We start from the raw sequence: 24,277 nt of genomic DNA, 5'->3' as shown, positions 1-24,277 counted from the left end.
GCCGGTTCACACCGCATTCCCACCTTCCACTGACGCTGTTGGGACGGACGCACGGCATTCTCGCGGTCATGGGACGGACACTCGATACCAGGGCGCAGGTCACGCGCCTGCTTCAACGCACGGGTTTCGGCGCGAGCGCGGACGCGGTGGACGCCGCGGAGAAGTCCGGTTTCGACGAGACCCTCGACCGGTTGTTGGCCGGAGGGCGGGACGCCGGGGCCGACGCGACGCCCGCGCCGCGGCTTGGGCCCTTGCCGCCACGCAGCACGGAAGCCGAGGAGCGCTTGGAGAAGCGGCAGAGCAAGCGGCCCCGGCGGACGGACGACGGCGAACAGCCGGCCGCCTTCTCCGTCGCCGACGACGCTCTCGACGGCGCGAGCCCGTCCCCGAGCTCCGGCGGGCCGGCCGATGAGGAGTCCGGCGACTCCGGAGGTCAGGGCAAGAACGATCCCGTACGGAAGGAGTACCGTCGGACACTTCGGCAGCAGCGTGAGCGACTGACGCTGTGGTGGCTGGAGCGCATGGTGGCCGCCGAGGAGCCGTGGGCGGAGAAGCGCACGCTGCTGTGGCACAACCACTGGGCCACCTCGATCCAGAAGGTGAAGTCCGGTGCGGCGATGCTTCAGCAGAACGAGACGCTGCGGCGCCTGGGTGGCGGCGACTTCCGGACGCTGGCCCGCGCCATGGTGGTGGATCCCGCGCTGATGGTGTGGCTGGACGCCGACGGCAGCACCGCGAAGGCCCCCAACGAGAATCTCGCCCGGGAGTTGATGGAGCTGTTTGTGCTCGGCGTGGGCAACTACTCCGAGACCGACGTACGCGAGGCAGCCGCCGCCCTCACGGGCTGGACCCTCGAACGGAAGGCACATCCCTGGCAGTCCCACTTCCAGCCGCGTCGGCACGACCGGGGCCCGCAGACCATCGTCGGCGAGAAGGCCGGCTTCACCGCGCGGACGCTCGTGGACCATCTGGTGAGCCTGCCCGACTCGCACGCCCATGTGGCGGGACGCATGTGGGGCGCCCTGGTGAGCAACGAGAACAAGCCGTCGGAAGCAGCCCTGACGCGAGTCACCAAGGCGTACGGCGAACAGCGCGACTCCTCCGCGATGTTCCGGGCCATGTTCACCGACGAGGCCTTCACGGACGCCGACAACGTACTGGTCAAACAGCCGATCGAGTACGTGGTGGGCAGCCTTCGGGCCTTGGGCGTACGGCCCTCGAAGCTGCCGGAAAAGGTTCGCACGCGGTTGCTGACCCGCACCCTTGCCGGGCTCGGCCAGGTGCCGTTCGCGCCCGAGAGCGTCGGCGGCTGGCCGGCCGGTGCCGCGTGGCTGACCACGGCAGCGGCACAGGTGCGGATCGGCTTCGCGCAGGCTCTCGTACAGCAGGCCGATCTGAGCGACGTGGAGAACGCCTCCGCGAAGGAACGCCCAGAGCTGCTGGCCCGCAAGCTCGGCATCGGTCGCTGGGGCGACAGTACGCGCGGCGTGCTCACCGCCGCCGCACGCGACCCGCGCAAGATCACGGCCGTCGCGCTGACCGCCCCCGAACACCTCGTACTGAACTGAAGGAGAGAGCGCACGTGGACACCTGGACCCGACGCAAGTTCCTCACCACCAGCGGCGTGGTCGGCGGGGCCGCGCTCGCCGCCGGGGCGACCGCGTGGGGGCTGGACGAGCTGCTCGCGACCGGCTCCGGGGAGCCGGACGCCGACGCCGCCACGCTCGTACTGGTCACCCTCTACGGCGGCAACGACGGCCTCAACACCCTGGTGCCGGCGGCCGATTCCCACTACCAGGACCTGCGTGGCGATCTCGCCTACGGGGAGGACGAGGTCCTGGCACTGGGGGAAGGACTCGGCCTCAACCCGGGGATGAAGGGGATGAAGAAGCTCTGGGACGAGAAGCGGCTCGCGGTCGTGCGCGGGGTCTCGTATCCCAAGCCGGATCACAGTCATTTCCGGTCGATGGGGATCTGGCAGACCGCCTCGCCTTCCGGCCCGGTGCCCTCGGGATGGCTGGGCCGCTGGCTGGACCACGACGGCGGCGGCGACCCGCTCAAGGGTGTCTCCGTGGGCGCCACCCTGCCGCCGTTGATGGCCGGGGAGACCACCGCGGGTGCGGCTGTACGGCTGGGTGGCCGGAAGCTGCCGGACGCCTGGCAGCGTACGTGCGCGGAGTTGTCGCACGTCGGCGATGACGCCCATCCCCTGCTGGAACGGGCAGGCACCTCGCTGGCCGATCTCACGAAAGTCTCCTCCGCCTACAACAGTGAAGAGGAGCCGGACACCCAGGACCCGGGCGAGCCCCGCGACGAGGGACAGGGGAACGAGGGGGCCTCCGCCGGTGGCCAGGGCGAACTCCGCGCGCAGCTCGACGTCGTGGCCAAGGCGATCGAGGCGGGGGTGTCGACCCGCGCCTACAGCGTGAGCCTCGGCGGCTTCGACACCCACGCGGGCGAAAAGACCACCCACTCACGGCTGTTGGGCGCGCTCGACGGCGACCTGAGCCGTTTCATGGAGCGTGTCCGCAAGACGAAGGCCGGCCGCAGAGTCGTCGTCGCCGTCTACTCGGAATTCGGCCGCCGCCCCCGGGCCAACGCCAACCAGGGCACCGACCACGGCACCGCCGGACCGGTGTTCGTACTCGGCGAGCCGGTCAAGGGCGGTTTCTACGGCGAGCAGCCGAGCCTGACCGATCTCACCGACGACGACCTGCGCACGACGACCGACTTCCGCGACGTGTACGCCACGCTGCTGCACAACGTCCTGGACACCGACCCCGCGAAGATCCTGGACGGCCACGACAGGACCCTCGCACTCCTCTGACCGGCTAGTTCTCCGGGGAGGCCAGCGGCAGGCGGACGCTCACCCGGGTGCCGCGGCCCTCCGTGCCGGCGAGGTCGACGGTGCCCGCGTGCGCCTGCGCCACCGCCGCGACGATCGCCAGTCCCAGTCCGCTGCCCTCACCGCTGTGGGCGGGGTCGGCGCGGTAGAAGCGGTCGAAGACGCGTGGCAGCGCGTCGGCCGCGATCCCTGGGCCCTCGTCGCCCACCTCGATCGTCGCCGTGGCGGGCTCGGTCGACCGGCCGTCCACGCCGGGCGAGATACGGACCGTGACGCGCGCCGGGGTCCCGGCCGGGGTGTGGTTGCGCACGTTGGCCAGCAGGTTGTCCGCCACACGCCGCAACTGCTCGGCGTCCCCGGACACCACGGCGCCCTCCTCGGTCCGGAGCGCCACCGGCCGATCAGGATCCACGACGCGCGCGGCGGCCACCGCGTCACGGGCGATCGCGGCCAGGTCCACCGGCCGGTGCTCCCTGTCCGGCACGGTGTCCAGCCGGGCGAGCAGCAGCAGGTCGTTCACGAGGCGTCGCATGCGCAGGGCCTCGGTGGTGATCCCGTTCATCGCCCGCTCCCGCTGCTCGGGCACGGCCAGGACGCCCTGGTGGTGCAGGTCGGCGTAGCCGAGCACCGCCGTGACGGGGGTGCGCAGTTCGTGCGAGGCGTCGGCCACGAAGCGGCGCAGCCGGTCCTGGGTGGCCTGTTGTCTGGTCAGCATCGTGTTCAGCGCCAGTCCGAGCCGGCCCACCTCGGTGTCCTCGCCGGCCGGGGTGACCCGGCCGGCGGTGTGTCCGGCGGCGATGGTGTCCGCGGTGTGCGCCATCGTCTCCAGCGGTCGCAGGCCGCGGCGCAGTATCCACAGGCCGGCGCCTGCCAGCAGCACCAGCGCGCCGCCCGTCGCGGCGGCCTCGGCGATCAGCAACCGCCGCATGGTGCCTTCGAGTTGGTCCAGCGGTACGGCCGCGACGAGCGTGCCGCGACCAGGTACCCGCTGCGTCAGCAGCCGGTACTCCGGGCCGCCCGGCGCCACTGGACCCACCGTGACCGGTTCCCGCCCGCCCGGCTTCGGCAGCGGGTCCGGCACCTTCGGGGCGGCGTCCGCCGCGTCGCGCAGACCGGGCGCCAACTCCCGTACCCGCCCATCGGGTCTGTGCAGCTGGAGGTAGAACTCCGAGGCACCCAGCAGCCGTACGTCACCGCCGAGTCCCCCACCGGCCCCGGGCTCCGTCAACTGCTGCGCCACGCGCTGGCGTACGGCGCGCAGCGTGACGTCGGTGCGGTCGGTGAGGTAGCCGCGCAGGGCCCCGTACACCACCGCGTCCAGCGCGAGCAGGACCGTGGCGGCGAGCGCCAGCACCGCCAGCAGCAGCCGTCCGCGCAGCGAGCGCGGCCGGGGCACGAAACGCGCGGCACGCCGGGGGCTCACCGGGTGTCCGGTTCGCGCAGCGTGTAGCCGATGCCGCGACGGGTCTCGATCAGGGACGGTCCGAGGGCGTCGAGCTTGCGGCGCAGATAGGAGATGTACGTCTTCACCACACCCGGATCGCCCTCGGCGAAGTCCCATACGTGCGCCAGCAGTTGCTCGTGCGTGAGCACCCGCCCCTGATGGGCCAGCAGATGGCACAGCAGGCGGTACTCCGTGGGGGACAGCTCCACCCGCCGCCCGGCACGGCGGACTTCGTAGGTGTCTGTGTCCACCTCCAGGTCGGCGCAGGTGAGCACCCCCCGTACGGTCCGGCCCTCGCCTCGGCGCAGCACGGCCCTCACTCTGGCGGCCACTTCCGCCAGCCGGAAGGGCTTGGTGATGTAGTCGTCCGCACCGAGATCCAGGCCATCGACCACGTCGGCCCCGCTCTCCCTGGCGGTGAGGAAGACCACCGGCACGTCGGAGCCGCCCTGGCGCAGCCGCCGGACCACTTCGAAGCCGTCGAGATCGGGCAGCATCACGTCGAGCAGGACGAGGTGCGGTGCGTGCTGCCGCACGGCCGCGAGCGCGGCGCGGCCCGTGGCCGCCTCGGTCACCTCGTACCCCAGGAACCGCAGCGAGGTCACCAGCACGTCCAGGATGGCCGGCTCGTCGTCCACGACCAGGACCCGACTGCCGCTGCCCGGCGATGCGTTCGGTGCGCTCATGAACAGGCATCCTGACACCTCGGCCCCGACGGCGCCCCACCTCCCCTGCCGAACCACGGCCCTGGTTCCCGGGACGGTGGTGCCCCCGGGCGGTCGGAAGGATCAGACATGCTTCGTCGGCCAGTTGAGGAGGCGGGCGCCGATGAACGGGGTTGGGCAGACGTCCGCCACGTCACCTCATGGCGCACCGTCCGGTTCGCGCTGGTGGATGTCGGGGATACCGTCCAGTTCGTCGTCACGGTTCTCGTCCTCGGGCAGCCGCCGGTAGACGAGATCGCGCCGCTTGACCAGCAGCACCGCGGCGATCAGTGAGCCGACCAGGACCGCGGTCTTGGCGTGCGCGGCTTGTGCGGGGTCGGTACCCGACGATCCCCGCACCTCGTCGGGGCGCCGTCGAACGAGCAGCGAACTATCGGCGGCTCGCCGCCGGGCCTGGTGGCGGTGCGTCTTCGGCTGTCGCGCCTACGTTGTGGACGGGTCGCCCATCGGGTACGTGCACGTGGCCGTTGCCGACTGTCCCGACGAGGAGGAAGTCGATACCCGCGAGGAACTGCTGCCGGTCGTCGTGCGACGCAAGCTGATCGGCGACCCTGCGGAGGAAGGGATACCTGATGGCCTCATGCTCCCTCGTCCACTGTGCGGTGACACTCTTCAGGAAGGCTGTCCTGTCGGTACCGGGCGGCAGCGCGCGTGCGGCCGCGGCCCATTGCGCGGCAACCCCCAGGACGTAGCTCACGAACGAGGAGGCGGCTTCGAACTGAGCCTCTGCGGGTACGCCGAGGGCTTCGAGGTAGTTGCCCGTGTCTTCGAAAATCTGCAGCATCGCCGTCTGCCATGGCTCGCTCGACAGTGCCGCTCCGACCCATGGACGGTGCTGAATCACGTCGAACAGTCCGAGCATGAGAGTGCGGATCGCCTCGTCCGGTCCCGAGGTGGCCGCCGCCGCGCTTGACACGCCCGCGACGATCTCGCTGGTGGCCGCGCGCAGCAGCTCGGCCTTGCTCTCGACATGGTGGTAGATCGCCCCGGGGCCGGTGGCGAGGCGCCCGGCCAGGGCGCGGAAAGTGAGGGCGGACTCCCCGCCTTCGTCGAGTAGGTCGATCGCGACTCGGATGATCTGCCCGGCGGTCAGCGCTTCCCTGCGTCGCCCCGTGGGCGGATCTGTCATCGGCATGCCCTCATTTTGACACAGATGGAACCATGTTCCATACTCGCGCTGGAACGATGTTCCACAGTTCCTACGCCCCCTCCGAAAGGACACGCAATGATCAGCGGCAGTCAGCCGGGCACGGTTTTGAAGATGAGGGCAAAGCCCGGCAAGGGTAAAGCGCTCTTCGAGCTCACCCGCGACCTGCACCACACCGGCGACCCGGACGGCCCAGTGGACTGGGTACTGGCCAGCGACGACAACGACCCCGACACCCTGTGGGCCTTCGAGTTCTACCGGGACCAGGCGTCGTTCGAACGTCACTTCTCCGACACGGTGATCGACGAGAGCCATGAGGCCGTCATCGCCCTCCTGGCCGAAGCGCCCCTCCGCGTCCACGTCCACCCCTTCGCATCCAGCTGAAGCGTCGGCGGAGAACACGTCACCCGGCCCGATCGCTGCCGCGCCACCCGCGAAGCGCCGCTTCACGGGGCGGGCTCAGTCGATTCGCGACGACCCCTCCCGACCGCCTGGCCGTCGTTCCGTCGCCGGCCACATCCGCCCACACGGCGGCACACGGCGGCACGCGGCGGCGACCAAGACTCTCCGCCTGCTGGCACGAGATTCCAACCTTCGAGCAGGGAGCTTGCATGACGACCACTGCGACACCAGTCACGATCATCGGAGCCGGCCTCGGCGGCCTGACCCTCGCGCGCGTACTGCACATCCACGGCGTCGCCGCAACGATCTATGAGTCCGACCCCTCGCCTTCGGCCCGCACCCAGGGCGGTCAGCTCGACATCCACGAGGATGACGGGCAGCGAGCCCTCGCGGACGCCGGCCTCACCGAGGAATTCCTCTCGATCATTCACGAAGGCGCCGATGCCAGCCGCGTACTCGACCAGCACGGCCGACTGATCCTCGATGTCCCAAGCGACGACTCGAACCCGCGCCCAGAAGTCCTCCGCGGCGATTTGCGGCAGGTCCTGCTCGACTCCCTGCCTGCGGACACGGTCCAGTGGGGCCGCAAAGTCACCTACGTGCGTCCCCTCGGCGAGGGCCGCCACGAAGTGGTCTTCACCGACGGCACCACTGTCACCACCGATCTCCTCGTGGGCGCCGACGGTGCCTGGTCCAGGGTCCGGCCGCTGCTCTCAGACGCCATACCCGTCTACACCGGCACGACGTTCATCGAGACCTACCTCCACAACGTCGACGAGCGCCATGCCCGCACTGCCGCCGCTGTCGGCAAGGGCGCCATGTACGCACTCACCCCCGGCAAGGGCATCGTGGCCCACCGCGAAGCAGGAGGCATCCTGCACACCTACGTCGAGCTGAACCGCCCCGCCGAATGGATCGGCGGCATCGACTTCACCGACCCGGCCGTCGGCACCCGCATCGCCGCCGAGTTCGAAGGCTGGGCCCCCGAACTCACCGCTCTGATCACCGATGGCGAGACCGCCCCCGTCGCCCGCATGATCCACACGCTCCCCGACGGACACCGCTGGGAACGCGTCCCCGGAGTCACCCTCGTCGGAGACGCCGCACACCTCATGCCGCCATCCGGCGACGGTGCCAACATCGCCATGCTCGACGGCGCCGAACTCGCGGTGACCATCGCCCGTCACCCCGGCGACACCGAAGCGGCCTTCACCGCCTACGAACAGGATATGTTCCCGCGCAGCGCCCGCTTCTACGAGGATGCCCACGACATCATCGAGCGCTGCCTCGGCGACAACTCACCCGCCGGCTTCACCGAGCTCTTCACCGAAGGCCCCGCACCCGAAGACGTACCGGAAGCCCACGACCGCCCCTGACCCCCGACCCACTGCGGCTCCGGCACCAGGCGGCGACACTCCTGGCCTTCACCGGCTCCGGGAAGGCGACCGCTCGACATCCGACCGACCGGCAGGGCTACAAGCGATTCGACGGCTTCGAACATGCCGCAAGCGGCAGCGCGGGCCCATCATCTGAGGGAGCGTCAGTTGAGTCAGCAACGAGTCAGCACGGGAACGATCAACAGTGACCAGAGCTGGTCGAACCCGCACACGCGGTCTGCGCGCTTCTCTGTGCTGACCTGCTAGTTCGCAGGTCAGCACAGAGAAGCGGCGACCATACTGTCCGTCTTGGGCGATCCCCCGCGTCGCCCAAGACGGACAGCTCTCTCCCTCGCTCACCAGGCCCGACAGGGCCGTCTGCGAGGACGTGCCGAGTATACTGGCTAAGAGCCAGTCAACGCAGGAGTCCAGCATGGTCCCCCGAAGCGCATCGGTCAATGAAGAACTTCGTCGGCGCTCTCGCGAGCGGCTTCTCCAGGCGACCGTGGACCTGGTCGACGAGCGTGGTTTCGACGGGACGACCCTGGCCGACATCGCCGACCGGGCGGGCGCGGCCCGTGGACTGGTCTCGTACTACTTCCCCGGCAAGCGCCAGATGTTCCAGTCGGCCGTGCATCGGTTGATGCACCGCACGCTGCAAGCGGCCCTGGAGCGGGAGCCGCGTACCGACGACGGGCGGGAGTTGCTGGCGCGCGCGATCGACGCCATTCTCGGTCTCACGGTCGACCACCCGGTGGTGATGCGCGCCCACATGGCGGGCATTCTCCAGGCCGAGGGCTTCGTGCAGTGCGCCGAGCAGCAGCGGTTGGCGGAGCTGCTGCGCGAGACGATGGTTCGGTACGGGTCGGACGACGTGGACAGCGACTATCCGCTGCTGCGCGCGCTGATGATGGGCGCGGTGTTCGCGATTCTGCTGCCGGGGGCGGGGATGCCGCTGACGAGCCTGCGGGCGGAGCTGTTCCAGCGGTTCGGGCTGGACACGTCGTACGCCGTTCCGCCGGGCGGGGAGCCCGCCCGGCGGAACGCGTCATGACTTCATGACCTCTTGATGCCGCCGGTCCGGCCGGCCACCGAGGCGGCCGGCCGCGCCGGTCAGTTGCGGAAGTCCTCGAAGTAGTCCGGCTGCGTCTGGACGTTGAGCTCGTCCATCTTCACCCGCTTCGCCTCGTTGGTCCGGCGGTCGTCGAGCTTGATGACGTCCAGACCCTTGGCGATGTCGTTCGAGTAGATGTAGCCGTTGTAGTAGTACGCCGACCACGGGCCGGCCGTGGTGACCTGGTCGAGGGTGACCGGGCCACGCTCGAAGTAGCCGATCTCCTTGGGCTTCGAGGAGTTGGTGAAGTCCCAGACCGAGATACCGCCCTGGTACCAGGCCTGGACCATGATGTCCTTGCCCTTGACCGGGATCAGCGAGCCGTTGTGCGCCACGCACACCTCGGCGTCCGCCTGCGGACGGTCGATCTTGAAGTAGCTCTTGAACTCCAGCTTCCGCTTGTCGCCCTTGCCGAGGATGTCGTAGATGCCGTCGGCGCCACGCTTCGGGCCGATCTCCTCGTTGCAGGTGGCCGCGCCGCCGCCGCCCAGCTCGTCGGTGAAGACGACCTTGTTGGCGGCCTGGTTGAAGGTCGCGGAGTGCCAGAAGGCGAAGTTGACGTTGTCCTGGACGCGGTCGATGATCCTCGGCGCCTCCGGGTCCTTGATGTCGAACAGGATGCCGTCACCCATGCACGCGCCGGCGGCGACGTCCTTGGAGGGCAGCACCGTGATGTCGTGGCAGCCGGTGGTCGCCGAGACACCCGGGTTGGTGGGCGCGCCGGGGTTGCCGCCGTCCGGGAAGAGCACCGGGAAGTCGACGATCTTCGACTTCTCGGGCGCCTTGCGGGGCACCTTGATGATGCTGATGCCGTCGTGCGGCGGCTGGCAGTCCGGGAACGTGGCACTCGGCGAGTACGAGGAGACGTACACGTACACGTTCTTGCGCTCGGGCACGAGCGTGTGCGTGTGCGAACCGCACGCGGTCTCGACAGCGGCGACGTACTCAGGGTTGCGCTTGTCGCTGATGTCGAAGATCTTCATGCCCTCCCAGGAGGACTTCTCCGTGGCCGGCTGCGCGACGCTGGAGCAGGAGTTGTCGCTGCGCGAGGCGTCCGTCGACAGGAAGAGCAGGTCTCCCGAGACGGAGATGTCGTTCTGACCGCCGGGGCACAGGACCTGCGCCACGGTCTTCGGCTTCGACGGCTTGCTGATGTCGAAGATCCGGAAACCGTCGTAGTTGCCCGAGAAGGCGTACTTGCCCTGGAAGGCGATGTCCGAGTTGGTCCCCTTCAGATGCTCCTTGGGAACGTTGGCCACGTGCGACATGTTGTCGCTGTGGATGATCTCGTCGATGCCGGGTATCTCGTTGTTCTGAATGGCCTTCTTGGCCTCGGCCTGCTGGCTCTTGGAGGTCTCCTCCTTGGCCGGCTTGTCACCGGGGTCCGGTGTGGCGACCGCCGGTCCGGCGGCCAGCAGTGTGGCGAAGAGCCCGGCGGCAGCGGCTGCTGCCACGCCCAGACGTCTGCGCCGCACGCGGGTGCTGTGCAACGAAGTCACTGCGTCCTCCCTTGTATCCGTTCCCAGTTGAACGGCTTACGGACCTCGGCAGTATCGTCCTTCACATGTACATCTCAACAGATGGCAACCTAGATGTAATGAAAGTTTTTGATCACTCGTGTCCGGAAGCGTGTTAGGAAAGTGCCTAACAACGTGCCCGATACACGTCAAGTACCTCAGGAGGTCACCGTGTTGATCCGGACCAGGAGTCCACGTGTCCTCCGGCCCGTGGTGGCGGCTGCCGCCCTCGCCGCTCTACTCGCCCTGGGAGCCTGCGACTCGAGCGACGACGAACAGCGGAGCGAGACCAAGAGCGGGGCCACGGGACAGATCGTCGCCCCGGGCAAACCGGGCGAGAAGTCCAGGACGCTCTCCCCGGAGGAGGCGGCGAAGGAGATACCGGACAACACCCCCAACTCCTCCGACTTCGGCTACGCGACGATGATGATCCAGCACCACAGCCAGGCGCTGGTCATGACCGAACTCGCCCCGGACCGCGCCGGATCCAGCCAGATCAAGCGGCTCGCCGAGCGCATCTCGGCATCGCAGAAGCCGGAGATCGGCGCGATGGAGGGCTGGCTGAAGCTCAACGGCGGCGAGGAGAAGGCGAAGAAGGAGGGCGGCCACGACCACGGCTCGATGGACATGCCGGGCATGGCCACCGACGCCCAGCTGGCCAAGCTGCGCGCCGCCAAGGGCAAGGCGTTCGACGACCTCTTCATCAGCCTCATGGTCACGCACCACCAGGGCGCGGTCACGATGGCGACCGAGGCGCTGTCGGGCGGCAACAACGTCCAACTCGAAGAGATGGCGAGCGACGTGATCGCTCAGCAGACGTCCGAGATCAACCGGATGCGTTCGCTGTAGGGGCGCGCCGGAGCGGGTCGTACGCCGGCGGCCCCCGCCGCGTCCGGGCCTCAGCGGCGGCGGTGACGCGGCGTCAGATAGCCCTCGTCACGGGCGCTCGCGATGAGACCGAGCGACTTGCGGCGCCCGTACCCCGTCGCGCACATCACCGCGAGGACCGGGTCCTGGCCCAACTGCTGCGCCCTGCGGTACGTCTCCGCCACGCCGCGCCGGTCCGCGTTGTCGGACGACGCGGGGTCGACGGCACGGTGCCGGCCGGCGGGCGGGGGCTCGTCCTCCAGCAGTTGCGCGGCCGGGTCCGACGGGTCGGTGGGCTCGCCCTCGTACTCGTACCCCTCGTCCTCCTCCATGACGGCCACGGCACCGGCCATGACCTCCGCGCCGTGCGCGTCGAGCGTGTCATGCGTGTCATGCGTGTCATGCGTGTCATGCGTGTCATGCGGAACGACCGCCGCCGCGTCGTCGGTGACCGGCACGCTCTCCACATGATGCTGTCCCGCCACCGCGCGGCAGGCGTACGCGAGCGGTGCCTCGATCCAGGCACCCAGCTCGGTCAGGTCACCCAGGGGCAGCGGCGGATCGGCCTGCGCGTCCTCGACGGCGATCACGCCGTCCCGCAGCACGGCGAGTACGTCGACGCGGGCCCCGTCGGCGAAGGTCAGCCGGATGTCGACCCAGGGCGGCACCAGCTCGTCCGGTGACAGCTCGCACCGGCCACCCGGCGGCGAATCGCAGGTGACCGTGCCGTATCCCTGCACCTCCCACCGGGGCCAGACGGGTGTCGTGGGCTCAGCGGCGGAAGTCATCTCAAGTTCTGACACATTCACCACTTAATCAGGCAATTCTTCCCTGTCGCCGTGGCACACCCGCCGTCGCCACTCATCGCACTCGGTCAGCGCACTGGCGTACCCCCAGCCGCGCCGTCTCCCGTGAGCCGGCGGCGTCGCGTACTCCCCAGCCCTCCGCCCCGGTGCGATGCTGGAAGCCTCCTGCCGGAAGGAGTAGGCCGTGCCGCGCATCGCCGTCGTCGGATCGGGCCCCAGCGGGGTCTACACCGCCCAGGCCCTCGTCCAGCAGCCGCTGCTCCCCGGCGTCCTCGTGGATGTCCTGGACCGCCTTCCCGCCCCGTACGGACTGGTGCGTTACGGCGTCGCGCCCGACCACGAGAAGATCAAGTCCCTCCAGAAGACTCTGCGTTCGGTACTGGAGCACGACCGGGTCCGGTTTCTGGGCAATGTGGAGGTCGGCGCGCACGGCCTCACACCCGAACGGCTGCTGGGGCTCTACCACGCTGTCGTGTACTGCGTGGGCGCCGCCCGGGACCGTCGGCTCGGCATCCCCGGCGAGGAACTGGCCGGCAGCCACTCGGCGACCGACTTCGTCGCCTGGTACAGCGCGCACCCCGACGCCGCTCCCGCCGGCTTCGGGCTCGGCGCGCGCTCGGTGGTGGTGATCGGCGTGGGCAATGTCGCCGTCGACGTGGCGCGTGTCCTGGCGCGCGGCGCGGAGGACCTGCGGCCGACCGATGTGCCGCACCCGGCGCTCGGCGCACTGGCCGGGAGCGCTGTGCGGGACGTGCACATGGTCGGCAGACGCGGTCCGTCACAGGCGAAGTTCACCACCAAGGAGCTGCGTGAACTGGGCGCGCTGCCCTCGGCGGAGGTACGGGTGGAGCCCGCCGACCTGGCGCTCGACCCGGCGTACGCCCCGGTGCGGGCCCCGGCCGGGGGTGTGTCGCAGCCGCTGGCCGCCGTTAACAGACGCAACGTCGAAGTCGTACGTGGCTGGGCCGGACTTCCCGACCGGGGCCGGGCGCGCCGCATCCATCTGCGGTTCTTCCTGCGCCCGGTGGAACTGCTCGGGACCGACGGACGGGTCACGGCCGTACGGTTCGAACGCACCGCGCCCGGCGAGCACGGCGGGGTCCGGGGCACCGGGACGTACGAGGACATCGAGGCGGGGCTCGTCCTGCGCGCGGTCGGCTACCGGGGAGTGCCGATCGCGGGGCTGCCCTTCGACGAGACCACGGGCACGGTGCCGCATCTGGCGGGCCGGGTGCTGCGGCACGGGTTGGCGTCGCCCGGCGAGTACGTGGCGGGCTGGATCAAACGCGGTCCGACGGGGGTGATCGGCACCAATCGCGCCTGCGCGAAGGAGACGGTCGTCTCGCTGCTCGCCGACGCCCCGGCACTGTCGGCACGCCGGATCACGGCCGACCCGCTCGACGCGCTGCGGGCGGCCGGGCACCGCCCGGTCGAATGGCCGGGCTGGCTGGCGATCGAGGACGCGGAGGCGGCGCTGGGGGCCTCGCTGGGACGGGGATCGGTGAAGATCCCGGACTGGGAGGGCCTGCTGACGGCGGCGCGCGGGGAGCGGGGGCCGTCCCGCCCGTAGGGCGGAGCCGGGCCGGGTCCGCCGGGCGCACGCCCTGAGACCCGACCCGGTCCGGCGCGACCCGACCCGGTTCGGCGCGATCCCGGCGCGATCCCGGCGCGATCCCGACTCGATTCACATTCGAACACCGGGTCGAGGCCTGCTAGAATCAGCCTTCGTTCAAGCCTCCTCACATACGGATTCCGATCCGCCGGGGAGGCTTTTCGCATGCCCGGGGCCGGTTCCCACCCGGCCCCGCCGCCCTCCTGAACGGCTCACCCGTCCTGTCCCGCAGAGGAGATCCATGTCTGACACGAGTACGCGCCCCGCGTCGGCCGCCGGTGTCTGGAAGCTCGGCGATCTGCCCGTCAATCGCCTCGGATTCGGGGCGATGCGTCTGACCGGCGGCACGCCCTTCGGCCCCGGCGGCGCGACGAGCGACCGGGCGCGGTCCGTCGCCGTGCTCCGGCGCGCGGTCGAACTCGGCGTGAACCACATCGACACCGCCGCGTTCTACTTCTCCCCGACGCGCTCCGCCAACGAGCTGATCAACCGGGCGCTCGCGCCGTACGCCGACGATCTCGTCATCAGCACCAAGGTCTGGCCGGCCCGGGACCCCTCGGGCGCGTGGTGGTGGGCCGAGCCGGAGCAGTTGCGCGGTCAGGTCGAGGAGAATCTGCGCCAGCTCGGCCGTGACCATCTCGACCTGGTGAATCTGCGCCTCCCGCGGAGTTGGTCGACCGGCTCGGTCGCCGAGCACTTCGGGGCACTGGCGGAGCTGCGCGAGGCGGGACTCGTCCGGCACCTCGGCGTCTCCAACGTCACCTCCGCGCAACTCGCCGAGGCACGCTCCGTCGCGCCCGTCGTCTGCGTGCAGAACGCGTACAGCGTCGACGCGCCCGACGCCGATCGGGAACTGCTCCGCGAGTGCGGTGAACTCGGTATCGCCTTCGTACCGTTCTTCGCGATCGCCGGCGGCAGGCAGGAGGAGGGCGCGAGCGCTGCCGATGACGAGGCGGTGCTCTCCGTCGCCCGGGCACACGGCGCGTCGCCCGCGCAGATCCGGCTGGCGTGGACGCTGGCGCAGGGCCCGCACGTACTGGCCATCCCCGGTACCGGAAATCCGGACCATCTCGTGGAGAACGTGGCGGCCGGCGCGATACGGCTCTCGGACGAGGAGCTGGCTCATCTGGGGTCGGTCCGGCGGTCCGGCGAGTAGCGGGACGACGGCCCGGCGGGGGCGCCGGTCGTTGGCCGATTCGTTGATCGCGAAGCCCGGTGGCGCATTAGAGTGACGCCCCGTGGCACGTGAACTCAAAGAAATCGTCGAGTCCGGATGGGCCGACGCCCTCGCCCCGGTGGCCCCGCGCATCACAGCGATGGGCGACTTCCTCCGCGCGGAGATCGCCGCGGGACGCACCTATCTGCCCGCCGGTCCGAATGTGCTGCGCGCCTTCCAGCAGCCGTTCGACGACGTGCGCGTCCTGATCGTCGGTCAGGATCCGTATCCCACCCCGGGGCACGCGGTGGGCCTGAGCTTCTCCGTCGCGCCCGAGGTGCGGCCGGTGCCGGGCAGCCTGGACAACATCTTCCGGGAGATGCACGCGGACATCGGGGCGCCCCGGCCGTCCAACGGGGATCTGACGCCCTGGACCCGGCAGGGGGTGCTCCTGCTGAACAGGGCGCTCACCACCGCTCCCCGTAAACCGGCCGCGCACCGGGGCAAGGGCTGGGAAGAGGTCACCGAGCAGGCCATCCGGGCACTGGTCGCGCGGAACAAGCCGCTGGTGTCGATCCTGTGGGGCCGCGACGCGCGCAATCTGCGCCCGCTCCTCGGGCAGTTGCCCGCGATCGAGTCGTCGCACCCCTCCCCCATGTCGGCGGACCGGGGCTTCTTCGGCTCGCGTCCGTTCAGCCGCGCCAACGAACTCCTCGTCCAGCAGGGCGCGCAGCCCGTCGACTGGCCGCTGCCGTGAGCCGGGTGCTCGGCGTCGACTCGGGCGGGTCCGGACTGCGGATCGCGCTCGGCTCGACCGGCACCCCGGCGGACGGCGACGGGGCGGTCAGGACGCTCGGCACCGCCGTGTCCACCGAACCCGTCCGCACCGGCCCTTCGGGGATCGATCCGGACCATCTGCTTGAGCAGTTGCTGCCCGCCGTCCGGACGCTGCTCGCGCGCGAGGACGGTACCGGGGCTCCGGTGGCGGTCGCGATCGGCGCCGCCGGCATGGCGACACTGGGCGACGGGCTGCGTGCCGTACTGCCCGCGGCGCTGGAAGAAGCGCTGGGGGTACGGAGGTTGGCGCTCGCCGCCGACGCCGTCACCGCGTACGCGGGGGCGCTCGGCCAGCGTCCGGGCGCCGTCGTGGCCGCCGGTACCGGCATGATCGCGCTCGGTACCGATCTGACGGGCTGGCAGCGCGCGGACGGCTGGGGGCATCTGCTCGGCGACTGCGGCGGCGGTGCCTGGATCGGCCGGGCGGGGCTGGAGGCGGCGATGCGCGCGTACGACAGGCGGCGCGGTGGTTCGGCCGCACTTCTGTCCCGGATGGAAGCCGTGTTCGGTCCGGCGCCGGGGATGCCGGGGGTCGTCTATCCGCGCTCGGACCGGCCCGCCGTGCTCGCCTCGTTCGCCCCCGAGGTGGCCCGCTGCGCGGCGCACGATCCGGTCGCCGCGGAGATCGTCGAGGAGGCGGCGCGGTACATCGCCGACGCGGCCGTCGCGGTGTGTCCGCAGGCCGAGGGTGCTGAAGTCGCCCTGACGGGTGGGTTGTTCAAGATGGGCGACCCGCTGCTCGTACCGCTGCGTGCGGAGTTGGCCGAGCGGCTGCCGCGTGCCAGGCCGGTCTCGGCGGAGGGCGATCCGCTGGCGGGGGCGCTGCGGATCGCCGCTGCGCTCGCGACCGGTTCGCTGCGACTGCCGTGCGACGGGCGGCTGTTGTCCGTTCCGACAGAGCTGGACGAATAAGAGTTAAGCAGCATTTCGAAAAAATATGGACAGATGACGCGCGACTGGACCCTCCCCGAACAGCCGACCCCACAAAACCAGTAGCATTCGGCGCCATGAGCTCCCCCACTGGGCCGGCACCCGGCCTGCCTGTACGAATGCCTCGACCTCGACAGTCGGGGCGGCACCGTCGACCCGAACCCGTGGCGGCGCCCGAGGGCGCGCCCACGCTTGTGCTGGCCATGCCCGGCGTCCCGAGCGCCGAGGTGCGCAACCTCGGCGAGGAGGTCGTCAGCATCGCGCGTTCCGAGCTGCCGGGTCTCGACGCCCGGATCGGCTATCTGGACGGCGACGACGACGAGTACCCCGCGCTGGGCACCGTCCTGGCCCTCACCGCCGAGCAGCGTGTCGCGCGCTACGAGCTCGCGAAGGCCGCCGGCCGTGAGGTCAGCGAGCCCGAGGGCATCTCGGCCGTTGTCGTGCCGCTGCTCGCGGGTCCCGACAACTCCCTGGTCAGGCGCATACGTCAGGCCGTTGTCGAGAGCAAGGCCGTGGCGGAGATGACCGAGGTCCTCGGTCCGCACCCGCTGCTCGCCGAAGCGCTGCACGTGCGCCTGTCGGAGGCCGGGCTCGCCCGCGCCGACCGGGCGCGGCTCTTCACGGTGGCCACGGCCGCCGATGGCATCATCCTCGCCACGGTGGGCGGCGAGGAGGCCGTGCAGGCCGCGGGAATCACCGGGATGCTGCTGGCCGCGCGTCTCGCCGTGCCGGTGATGGCGGCGGCGCTCGACGACGAGGGCGCGGTCTCGGCCATCGCCGAGCAGCTGCGCGAGTCCGGCTCGACGCAGCTGGCGCTCGCCCCGTATCTGATCGGGCCGGAGCTGCCCGAGGGTCTGCTGGACATCGCGCTCAAGGAGGCCGACTGCGCCGCTTCGGAAGCGCTGGGGGCGTATCCGGCGGTGGGCAAGCTGGTGCTGTCGCAGTACACGAGCGCGCTGGGCATCTCCGCGCAGACGCAGGCACCGGCGCACTGATCGCCGAGGCCGGCCCAATCGCCGGTATGTCGTCCAGCGCCGGACGGTCCGATCTCCGGACCGTCCGGCGTTCGGCGTTCGGCGTTCGGCGTTCGGCGTTCGGCGTTCGGCGTTCGGCGAGATCGGACCGAGCGCCGGCCGGCTGCCGCGCCGGGTCAGCCGAAGATCACGCAGGAGGCGGCGGGCGCCTCGAACGAGCCCGCGCGGGACGGGATTCCGGTCGCCGGATCGATGTCGAACCAGGTGACATCGCCGGAGTGCTCGTTCGACACGTAGAGCCTGCGGCCCGCGGGGTCCAGCGTGAGATCGCGCGGCCAGCGTCCACCGCAGTCCACGGTGGTGACCAGTACGGCCTTCTCGCGTGTCTCGTCGAGTGTCAGGACGGCGATGCTGTCGTGTCCGCGTACGGCGGCCCAGAGGTGCCGGCCGTCGTGCGAGACGACGATCTCGGAGGCGTAGCTGGCCACTTCGACACCGTCCGGGAGGACGGGTGCCTCGCCGACCGGCTCCAGGGCGCCCTTCTCGGCGTCCCAGCGGCAGATCGTGAGGGTCGTCTCCAGTTCGTTGAGTACGTACGCGTGGGTGCCCGCCGGGTGGAAGGCGAGATGGCGCGGTCCCGTACCGGGGCGCAGCGCGGTCTCGACGTGCGGGGTGATGTCGCCGCTCTCGGCGTCGACGGCGCTGGTCCATACGGAGTCGGTGCCCAGGTCGACGGCGAGCAGCCACCGTCCGCTCGGGTCCGGCAGCACCTGGTGGGCGTGCGGGCCTTCCTGCCGGTCGGTGCGCGGTCCGGTGCCTTCGTGCCGGCGGATCGCGGCGGCGGCGCCGAGGGCGCCGTCGGGGAGGACGGGCAGGACGGTCACGCTGCCGGAGCCGTAGTTGGCGGTCACCAGATGCCCGGCGGCGAGGGTGAGATGGGTGGGGCCCGAGCCGCAGACGGGTACCGGCTCGCCGACCAGGCGCGGCGCCGATGTGCCGCCCGACGCGCGGGGTGTGACCTCGAACGCGGCGGCTGCGCCCTCCTCACCCTCGGAGACGGCGTAGAGGATCGAGCCGTCGGCCGAGAGGGCCAGATAGGAGGGGTCGGCGAGGGCGTCGGTCGCGCCCAGTTCCGTCAGTGCCCCGGTGTCCGGGTCCACGCTGGTGGCGATGACGCCGCGGCCTCCCGCCGAGGTGAACGACCCGATGTAGGCCCGCCCGCCGCTCCTGTCGTCGCCGCCGTCGCTCCTGTCGCCCACTGTCTGTCCCCTTGTCGCTCGTTCACCGGCTCTGTGCGGCCGACGTTAGCAGGCGGTCTAGACCAGCCTGCCGGCGTCCGGCACTGCCGCCTGAACTACCCATTCCGGCGGCCGGTTCACCCTTCCGGACGAGTCGGAGGCACAACTCGCCTCAGAGGGCGTGTTCAGGGAGCGCGACGCCCGTCAGGCGCTCGGACTCGGCCCACAGACGGGAGTTGACCGAGGCGTCCTGGGCCCTGGCGGTGGTACGCGCCGTGGTGGTGGGGCCGACGAGGCCGAAGCGTCCGCCGGGGCCGTAGTAGCCGGCCGGAACCGCGTCGGGGCTGGTCGCGGCGTACAGCAGCGGTTCGGTGCCCTGCTCGACGCCCTGCGAGGGCAGGAAGGCGAGCTTGGTGAGCAGTCGCGTCACCGTCAGCCTGCCGGTGCCGAGACTCGCGCCGGCCGTCTGGAGGTTGGTACGGGTGTAGCCGGGGTGTGCGCCGGTGCTCAGCAGCGGCCAGCCGCGCTCGGCGGCGATCCGGGCCAGCTCCCTGGTCAGGATGAGGTCGGCGAGCTTGGACTGCGCGTAGGAGCGGTTCGGGCTGTAGCGCCGATTCCGCCACTGAAGGTCGGCGAAGTCGATCGTGCCGTAGTTGGCCACGCCGCTGCTCATGGTGGCCACGCGCGGGGCTTCGGCGGCGAGGAGCAGCGGGAGCAGTCGTACGGTCAGGGCGAACGGACCGAGGAAGTTGCTGCCCATCTGGAGCTCGAAGCCGTCTGCCGTCTCCAACCGGGACGGCGGGGCCATCACCCCCGCGTTGTTGACCAGCAGGTCGAGCGGGGTGCCCGCCGCGAGAAGTCCGTCGGCGAACTCACCGACGGACGCGAGGTCGGCCAGGTCGACGCGGCGTACGTCGAGCTTGGCGTGCGGGTGCCGGGCCAGGATCTCGTCGCGGGCCCGCTCCCCCTTGGCGACCGTACGGACGGCCATGACGACGTGCGCCCCGGCGTCGGCGAGACGGCGGACGGCCTCCTTGCCGGTGCCGCTGTTGGCGCCGGTGACGACGGCGTACTTACCGGTCTGATCAGGGACGTTGTACATGACGACTCCTTCGGAGAGGTTCGGGCGCGGCATGGCCGACAGCGTCGGCGACGATAGGAGACCGCCGGTCTCTTCCCTTTCGAAGCTAGCAGACCGCCGGTCCGATAACAACAGACCGCAGGTCTGTAGACTCGTGCCATGGCACACACCTTCCAGCGCGCCCGCAGCGAGGAGCAGCGCGCCCAGCGCCGCCAGGCGATCCTCGACACGACAGCCGCGATGCTGACCGAGATGCCGGTGGCGCAGGTGAGCCTCAACGAGCTGAGCCGGCGGGTCGGACTGGCGAAGTCGAACGTCCTTCGCTACTTCGAGTCCCGTGAGGCCGTACTCCTCGAACTGCTCGGCGCCGCGAGCCGGGAGTGGCTGGAGTATCTGGAGGGCGCGCTCCCCGCCGCCGTGGACGCCGGCGCCCCGCTCGCCGCGCGCGGTGACCGGACGGTGGCCGTACTCGCGTCGTCGCTGGCGGACCGGCCGGTCCTGTGCGATCTCACCAGCGCCCAGGCGGCGGTCCTGGAGCGCAATGTCTCACCGGCCGTCGCGGCGGAGTACAAGCGCACGGCGATCGTGAACATCGGCGCGCTGGCCGCTCTCATCCGTACCCAGGTGCCCGAGCTGACGGAGGGGGACGCCACGCGGTTCGCGGCCGTCTGCGTCATGACGACCGGGGCGATCTGGACGCACGCCCAGCCGTCGGCCGCCATGCTCGCGGCGTATGAGTCCGACCCGGCTCTCGCGGCGTTGCGGATAGATTTCGCGACGACGCTGCGGGAGGTGCTGGAGGTCATGCTCTCGGGGCTGCTGGCGCGGGCGTCAGGCTGACCCATTCGTCACGCGGGCCTGTCTGTCACGCGGGCCCGCTGGTCAGGCTGGGAACGGGCCCGACGAGCCGATCTCGTACTGCGTGATCTCCATGCTGAGCATGACCGGGGACGGCTGTGACTCCCGCGCCGTACGCGCCAGATGGGCCGCCAGATGCTCCCGCGACTCCCACCGCTCGTACACGTTGACACGTCCCGGCTCGACGGGGTCGGCGGCCACCACGTAGTCGAGACAGCCGGGCTCGGCGCGCGCCCGCCGCTGCGCGGCCTCGAAGCCCGCGAGGAAGGCCTCGCGGTCGTACGGATCGACGTAACCCTTGCCCGCGACGATCAGCATGCCGGGCCTCCGTGGTGTTCGGGAGTGCTGTGTGGTGTTCGGGGGTGCTGCGTGAGCCGTTCCTGGTTCTGTCGGATTCTCCCGCGCGGTGGGCCAACAGCGCACGGCGGGGCCGTCGTTGAGGATGCCCGGGGTCGTACGGAACCGTCGAGCGGTCCGTTTCGTCATTGCCGGTCGGGAGGAGACATATGACCGACGCGGAACAGTCATTCGAGGTCACGGCCGAGGCCCGGGAGCTTCGCGAACGCGGGGTGGAGGCGCTGCGCGAGGGGAGGGCGCTGGACGCCGAGGACCTGTTCCGGGAGGCGTACGAGGCGGGCCACCCGGGCGCGGCGAACGATCTCGGCAACAGCCTGGCGACCTGGCGGGATCTCGACGGGGCGCGGGAGTGGTGGCGGCGCGCGGCCGACGCCGGAGTCACCGAGGCGGCGTATCACCTCGGTCTCCACGCGGCCGAGGACGGCGACCCGGAGGAGGCCGAGCGCTGGTACCGCCGGGCGGCGGCGGACGAGCACCGGGACGCGCTGCTCAATCTGGGGAAGCTGCTGGAGGGCCGGGACGAGGACGAGTCGATGAGCCTGTATCTGCGGGCCTCGGAGCTGGGGTCGGACAAGGCCTCCTTCAACATCGGCCTGCTGTACGACAAGAGAGGCGAACTGACGGCCGCCGAGCCCTGGTACCAACGGGCGGCGAAGCGCGGCAACCCGTCCGGCGCGTTCAACCTGGGGCATGTACGGCTGGATCTCGGGAATGTGGACGGGGCCCTGGAGGCGTGGCGGCACGCGGCCGATCTCCAGCACCCGAACGCGGCGCACAGCGTGGGAATCATCCTCGCCCGGGGCGGTGACGAGGACGGTGCGGCCGAGTGGTTCCGCCGGGCGGCGCGGGAGTTCGCCGATCCGCGAGGGGCCAAGAGGCTCGCCACGTACTACGAGGGGCGCGGCGACGCCGCCGAGGCGGCCCGGTGGACTTCCCTGGCCGAGCGGCTGTCGGCGCCGCCCGTCGAGGTGATCGGGATGAGCCTGCGCCCGGACGCCTGACCGGGGACGGCGGGGCGGGCGGACGACCGGGGACGGCGGGGCACCCTCGCGCGAGTGGCCCGTGGGGTTGGCATGCTGGGGGCATGACCACCGCGCATATCCCCTTCGTCATCTTTGATCTCGACGGCACCCTCGTGGACAGCGAGCCGAACTACTACGAGGCCGGCCGGCGGCTGCTCGCGCGGCACGGTGTGGCCGACTTCAGCTGGGAGCATCACACCCGGTACATCGGCATCAGCACCCGGGAGACGCTGGAGGGGCTGCGCGCGGAGTACGGGATCGGGGCGCCGGTCGACGAGCTGCTCGTCCTGAAGGACCGCCTCTATCTGGAGCTGGCGCGCGCCTCGACCGAGGTCTTCCCGGAGATGCGGAAGTTCGTGGAGCTGCTGTACGCGCGAGGGGTGCCGATGGCGGTCGCGTCCGGCTCGTCACGTACGGCCATCGAGACCGTCCTGGGCGCCACGGGACTGGCCCCGTACTTCACCCTCTACGTCTCCGCCGAGGAGGTCCCGCACGGCAAGCCCGAGCCCGATGTCTTCCTGGAGGCCGCGCGGCGTCTCGGCGCCGACCCGGCGGACTGTGTGGTGCTGGAGAACGCGGCGCCGGGCGTGACCGCCGCTCGGGCGGCCGGGATGCGGTGCGTCGCCGTCCCGTACGTGGCGGGCACGGCCGGCGATCCGGCGTTCCGCGGGGCGGAGCTGCTGTTCGCGCGCGGCCAGGACGAGTTCACGGCGCGGGCTGCCTACGCCTGGCTGACCGGGACGGAGCACGGCCGGGAGTAGCCGCCGGGGTTTGCGGCAGGGCCTGGAACGCCACCGTGATGTCCAGCCCGCCCGCCGGTCCCGGTACGACGGTCAGCTCCGCGCCGTGCGCGGTCGCGACCGCCGCCACGATGGACAGACCGAGGCCGAGACCGTCGGGCCCGTCGGCGCGGGACTCGTAGCGCTGGAAGGGCTGGAGAAGCGTCTCGACCCGGTCGGCCGGGATGACCGGCCCGCTGTTGACCACGCGCAGCACCGGCCGGCCGTGCTCCGTTCCCGTGCTCACCCGCACCCAGGCGTGCGCGCCGTCGTCGTTGTGGCGCAGCGCGTTGTCCACGAGATTGCCGACCATCCGTTCCACCAGCCGGGGATCGCCCGATGTCCACGCCGGTGCGAGCGACCGCTCGATCCGTGCTCCGCCGGGCGGCGCGGCCCGCAGCGCGTCGGCGACGACCGGCGCGAGATCGGTCGGCCGCCGTCGCTCCAGCCCGCGCTGGCCGCGAGCCAGCGTGAGCAGTGCCTCGATGAGACGTTCCTGCTGCTCCCCCGCCGCCAGCACCCGCTCGCAGACGGTGCGCAGCGACCGCGCGTCCGCCGCCGGGTTGGACAACGCGACCTCTATCAGGGCGCGTTGGAGGGTGAGCGGGGTGCGCAGCTCGTGCGAGGCGTTGGCGACGAAGCGCTTCTGCGCGTCGAAGGCGCTGTCGAGCCGGGCGAGCAGACTGTCGAACGTGTCCCCGAGGTCCTTGAGTTCGTCGGCGGGGCCGGTGACGGCGAGCCGTTCGTGCAGGTTGCGTTCGGAGATACGGCGGGCCTTGTCGGTCATGGTCCGCACCGGGCGCAGTACGCGGCCGGCCGTCAGCCAGCCGAGTGCGACGGAGACGGCGGACATCAACGCGAGGGACACACCGGACTGGACGAGCAACTGGCGCAGTGTCTCTTCCCGTTGCCGGTCCGCCTGCTTGCTCATCGAGTGGCGCAGCGCGTCCTCGTCCGGGACGGGCACTTCCCCGCCGTGGCCGATGAGGAAGACGCGGGGCCTGGACCCGTTCACGACGAGGAAGTAGGTGATGGCGAGGAGCGCGGCCCCCGACAGGAGGAAGAGCGCGCCGTAGAGGAGCGTGAGGCGCAGCCGGGCCGTCCACCGGACACGGCGGAACGGCGAGCGCGGGCACGGTAGTTGACGGAGGCTCAGAAAGCGGCGTGGGTGTGGCATGCGGCGCACCCGC

The 24,277-nt window shown here is 71.0% G+C and carries 24 protein-coding genes; 14 read left to right on the top strand and 10 right to left on the bottom strand.

From position 1 onward, the window contains the following. The first annotated feature begins 68 nt into the window (after positions 1-68). Both ACFYNU_RS15130 and ACFYNU_RS15125 read left to right on the top strand, forming a co-directional pair. Positions 69-1,568, top strand: a complete 1,500-nt coding sequence (locus tag ACFYNU_RS15130) for a DUF1800 family protein (protein ID WP_356585701.1) — start codon at positions 69-71, stop codon at positions 1,566-1,568. A gap of 14 nt (positions 1,569-1,582) precedes the next feature. Beyond that, the gene (locus ACFYNU_RS15125; RefSeq protein WP_356585699.1) at positions 1,583-2,827 is read left to right on the top strand and encodes a DUF1501 domain-containing protein; all 1,245 of its coding nucleotides are present in this window, start codon (positions 1,583-1,585) and stop codon (positions 2,825-2,827) included. A 4-nt stretch (positions 2,828-2,831) separates the two neighbouring features. On the opposite strand, the gene ACFYNU_RS15120 is transcribed toward ACFYNU_RS15125, so the two are convergent. From ACFYNU_RS15120 to ACFYNU_RS15105, 4 genes are all read right to left on the bottom strand, one after another. Continuing rightward, positions 2,832-4,268: a HAMP domain-containing sensor histidine kinase gene (locus ACFYNU_RS15120; protein WP_356585697.1), complete on the bottom strand. Its 1,437-nt coding sequence runs from the start codon at positions 4,266-4,268 to the stop codon at positions 2,832-2,834. Further along, positions 4,265-4,975 (bottom strand): response regulator transcription factor, encoded by a 711-nt coding sequence (locus tag ACFYNU_RS15115; protein WP_356585695.1) that lies wholly within the window; start codon positions 4,973-4,975, stop codon positions 4,265-4,267. The genes ACFYNU_RS15120 and ACFYNU_RS15115 overlap by 4 nt, the downstream gene beginning before the upstream one ends. Before the next feature lie 177 nt (positions 4,976-5,152). Continuing rightward, positions 5,153-5,353, bottom strand: a complete 201-nt coding sequence (locus ACFYNU_RS15110; RefSeq protein WP_356585693.1) for a hypothetical protein — start codon at positions 5,351-5,353, stop codon at positions 5,153-5,155. A gap of 31 nt (positions 5,354-5,384) precedes the next feature. Continuing rightward, positions 5,385-6,149, bottom strand: coding sequence for a helix-turn-helix domain-containing protein (locus ACFYNU_RS15105; protein ID WP_356585691.1), 765 nt, complete (start codon positions 6,147-6,149; stop codon positions 5,385-5,387). Positions 6,150-6,239: 90 nt separating this feature from the next. Between ACFYNU_RS15105 and ACFYNU_RS15100 the strand changes: the two genes are divergently transcribed. The 3 genes from ACFYNU_RS15100 (at position 6,240) to ACFYNU_RS15090 (ending at position 8,993) form a co-directional block, all read left to right on the top strand. Beyond that, positions 6,240-6,545, top strand: a complete 306-nt coding sequence (locus ACFYNU_RS15100) for an antibiotic biosynthesis monooxygenase (protein ID WP_356585689.1) — start codon at positions 6,240-6,242, stop codon at positions 6,543-6,545. 227 nt (positions 6,546-6,772) lie between these two features. Beyond that, positions 6,773-7,939 (top strand): NAD(P)/FAD-dependent oxidoreductase, encoded by a 1,167-nt coding sequence (locus tag ACFYNU_RS15095; protein WP_356585687.1) that lies wholly within the window; start codon positions 6,773-6,775, stop codon positions 7,937-7,939. Positions 7,940-8,372: 433 nt separating this feature from the next. Then, entirely contained in the window at positions 8,373-8,993 is a 621-nt protein-coding gene (locus ACFYNU_RS15090) for a helix-turn-helix domain-containing protein (protein ID WP_356585685.1), read from the top strand. 59 nt (positions 8,994-9,052) lie between these two features. Here ACFYNU_RS15090 and ACFYNU_RS15085 read toward each other — a convergent pair whose 3' ends face one another. Continuing rightward, positions 9,053-10,552, bottom strand: a complete 1,500-nt coding sequence (locus tag ACFYNU_RS15085; protein WP_356585683.1) for a hypothetical protein — start codon at positions 10,550-10,552, stop codon at positions 9,053-9,055. Positions 10,553-10,741: 189 nt separating this feature from the next. Here ACFYNU_RS15085 and ACFYNU_RS15080 point away from each other — a divergent pair, with 189 nt between their 5' ends. Further along, the gene (locus ACFYNU_RS15080; RefSeq protein ID WP_388766313.1) at positions 10,742-11,419 is read left to right on the top strand and encodes a DUF305 domain-containing protein; all 678 of its coding nucleotides are present in this window, start codon (positions 10,742-10,744) and stop codon (positions 11,417-11,419) included. A 50-nt stretch (positions 11,420-11,469) separates the two neighbouring features. Here the strand turns inward: ACFYNU_RS15080 and ACFYNU_RS15075 are convergent, their stop codons facing one another. Beyond that, positions 11,470-12,225 (bottom strand): DUF6214 family protein, encoded by a 756-nt coding sequence (locus ACFYNU_RS15075; RefSeq protein WP_356585681.1) that lies wholly within the window; start codon positions 12,223-12,225, stop codon positions 11,470-11,472. Positions 12,226-12,427: 202 nt separating this feature from the next. On the opposite strand from ACFYNU_RS15075, the gene ACFYNU_RS15070 reads away from it, so the two are divergent. From ACFYNU_RS15070 to ACFYNU_RS15050, 5 genes are all read left to right on the top strand, one after another. Next, positions 12,428-13,813, top strand: a complete 1,386-nt coding sequence (locus ACFYNU_RS15070) for an FAD-dependent oxidoreductase (protein WP_356585679.1) — start codon at positions 12,428-12,430, stop codon at positions 13,811-13,813. A gap of 283 nt (positions 13,814-14,096) precedes the next feature. After that, complete coding sequence (locus ACFYNU_RS15065) at positions 14,097-15,011, top strand: aldo/keto reductase (protein ID WP_356585677.1); 915 nt, start codon at positions 14,097-14,099, stop codon at positions 15,009-15,011. Between the two features lie 82 nt (positions 15,012-15,093). Further along, entirely contained in the window at positions 15,094-15,768 is a 675-nt protein-coding gene (locus ACFYNU_RS15060; protein WP_356585675.1) for a uracil-DNA glycosylase, read from the top strand. Then, positions 15,765-16,760: a BadF/BadG/BcrA/BcrD ATPase family protein gene (locus ACFYNU_RS15055; RefSeq protein ID WP_356585673.1), complete on the top strand. Its 996-nt coding sequence runs from the start codon at positions 15,765-15,767 to the stop codon at positions 16,758-16,760. Before ACFYNU_RS15060 ends, ACFYNU_RS15055 begins: the two co-directional genes overlap by 4 nt. Before the next feature lie 95 nt (positions 16,761-16,855). Next, on the top strand, positions 16,856-17,773 hold the full coding sequence (locus ACFYNU_RS15050; RefSeq protein ID WP_356585672.1) for a hypothetical protein: 918 nt from the start codon (positions 16,856-16,858) through the stop codon (positions 17,771-17,773). Between the two features lie 155 nt (positions 17,774-17,928). On the opposite strand, the gene ACFYNU_RS15045 is transcribed toward ACFYNU_RS15050, so the two are convergent. Beyond that, positions 17,929-19,011: a lactonase family protein gene (locus ACFYNU_RS15045; RefSeq protein ID WP_356585670.1), complete on the bottom strand. Its 1,083-nt coding sequence runs from the start codon at positions 19,009-19,011 to the stop codon at positions 17,929-17,931. A 151-nt stretch (positions 19,012-19,162) separates the two neighbouring features. Further along, complete coding sequence (locus tag ACFYNU_RS15040; protein ID WP_356585668.1) at positions 19,163-20,092, bottom strand: SDR family oxidoreductase; 930 nt, start codon at positions 20,090-20,092, stop codon at positions 19,163-19,165. 138 nt (positions 20,093-20,230) lie between these two features. On the opposite strand from ACFYNU_RS15040, the gene ACFYNU_RS15035 reads away from it, so the two are divergent. Next, the gene (locus ACFYNU_RS15035; RefSeq protein WP_356585666.1) at positions 20,231-20,911 is read left to right on the top strand and encodes a TetR family transcriptional regulator; all 681 of its coding nucleotides are present in this window, start codon (positions 20,231-20,233) and stop codon (positions 20,909-20,911) included. Between the two features lie 42 nt (positions 20,912-20,953). On the opposite strand, the gene ACFYNU_RS15030 is transcribed toward ACFYNU_RS15035, so the two are convergent. Beyond that, positions 20,954-21,247 (bottom strand): putative quinol monooxygenase, encoded by a 294-nt coding sequence (locus tag ACFYNU_RS15030; protein WP_356585664.1) that lies wholly within the window; start codon positions 21,245-21,247, stop codon positions 20,954-20,956. Between the two features lie 188 nt (positions 21,248-21,435). Here ACFYNU_RS15030 and ACFYNU_RS15025 point away from each other — a divergent pair, with 188 nt between their 5' ends. Together ACFYNU_RS15025 and ACFYNU_RS15020 are read left to right on the top strand one after the other, a co-directional pair. Further along, positions 21,436-22,287 (top strand): tetratricopeptide repeat protein, encoded by an 852-nt coding sequence (locus ACFYNU_RS15025; RefSeq protein WP_356585662.1) that lies wholly within the window; start codon positions 21,436-21,438, stop codon positions 22,285-22,287. Positions 22,288-22,370: 83 nt separating this feature from the next. Continuing rightward, positions 22,371-23,069: an HAD family phosphatase gene (locus tag ACFYNU_RS15020; protein ID WP_356585660.1), complete on the top strand. Its 699-nt coding sequence runs from the start codon at positions 22,371-22,373 to the stop codon at positions 23,067-23,069. Here the strand turns inward: ACFYNU_RS15020 and ACFYNU_RS15015 are convergent. Beyond that, positions 23,014-24,264: a HAMP domain-containing sensor histidine kinase gene (locus ACFYNU_RS15015; RefSeq protein ID WP_356585658.1), complete on the bottom strand. Its 1,251-nt coding sequence runs from the start codon at positions 24,262-24,264 to the stop codon at positions 23,014-23,016. The two genes, ACFYNU_RS15020 and ACFYNU_RS15015, sit on opposite strands and share 56 nt — an antisense overlap. Between the last annotated feature and the right edge of the window lie 13 nt (positions 24,265-24,277).

Source organism: Streptomyces sp. NPDC006643, assembly GCF_042870175.1.
Lineage (GTDB): Bacteria > Actinomycetota > Actinomycetes > Streptomycetales > Streptomycetaceae > Streptomyces.
The sequence above is the reverse complement of the archived record's forward strand: the minus strand, read 5'-3'. Positions and strand labels throughout refer to the sequence as shown.

What these genes read in the sequence shown, in the direction of transcription:
- ACFYNU_RS15130 (WP_356585701.1), top strand. Translation starts at nt 69, where the DNA reads ATGGGACGGACACTCGATACCAGGGCGCAGGTCACGCGCCTGCTTCAA.
- ACFYNU_RS15075 (WP_356585681.1), bottom strand. Translation starts at nt 12,225, where the DNA reads ATGACTTCCGCCGCTGAGCCCACGACACCCGTCTGGCCCCGGTGGGAG.
- ACFYNU_RS15095 (WP_356585687.1), top strand. Translation starts at nt 6,773, where the DNA reads ATGACGACCACTGCGACACCAGTCACGATCATCGGAGCCGGCCTCGGC.
- ACFYNU_RS15030 (WP_356585664.1), bottom strand. Translation starts at nt 21,247, where the DNA reads ATGCTGATCGTCGCGGGCAAGGGTTACGTCGATCCGTACGACCGCGAG.
- ACFYNU_RS15100 (WP_356585689.1), top strand. Translation starts at nt 6,240, where the DNA reads ATGATCAGCGGCAGTCAGCCGGGCACGGTTTTGAAGATGAGGGCAAAG.
- ACFYNU_RS15015 (WP_356585658.1), bottom strand. Translation starts at nt 24,264, where the DNA reads ATGCCACACCCACGCCGCTTTCTGAGCCTCCGTCAACTACCGTGCCCG.
- ACFYNU_RS15040 (WP_356585668.1), bottom strand. Translation starts at nt 20,092, where the DNA reads ATGTACAACGTCCCTGATCAGACCGGTAAGTACGCCGTCGTCACCGGC.
- ACFYNU_RS15065 (WP_356585677.1), top strand. Translation starts at nt 14,097, where the DNA reads ATGTCTGACACGAGTACGCGCCCCGCGTCGGCCGCCGGTGTCTGGAAG.
- ACFYNU_RS15050 (WP_356585672.1), top strand. Translation starts at nt 16,856, where the DNA reads ATGAGCTCCCCCACTGGGCCGGCACCCGGCCTGCCTGTACGAATGCCT.
- ACFYNU_RS15105 (WP_356585691.1), bottom strand. Translation starts at nt 6,149, where the DNA reads ATGCCGATGACAGATCCGCCCACGGGGCGACGCAGGGAAGCGCTGACC.
- ACFYNU_RS15115 (WP_356585695.1), bottom strand. Translation starts at nt 4,975, where the DNA reads ATGAGCGCACCGAACGCATCGCCGGGCAGCGGCAGTCGGGTCCTGGTC.
- ACFYNU_RS15025 (WP_356585662.1), top strand. Translation starts at nt 21,436, where the DNA reads ATGACCGACGCGGAACAGTCATTCGAGGTCACGGCCGAGGCCCGGGAG.
- ACFYNU_RS15020 (WP_356585660.1), top strand. Translation starts at nt 22,371, where the DNA reads ATGACCACCGCGCATATCCCCTTCGTCATCTTTGATCTCGACGGCACC.
- ACFYNU_RS15090 (WP_356585685.1), top strand. Translation starts at nt 8,373, where the DNA reads ATGGTCCCCCGAAGCGCATCGGTCAATGAAGAACTTCGTCGGCGCTCT.
- ACFYNU_RS15035 (WP_356585666.1), top strand. Translation starts at nt 20,231, where the DNA reads ATGGCACACACCTTCCAGCGCGCCCGCAGCGAGGAGCAGCGCGCCCAG.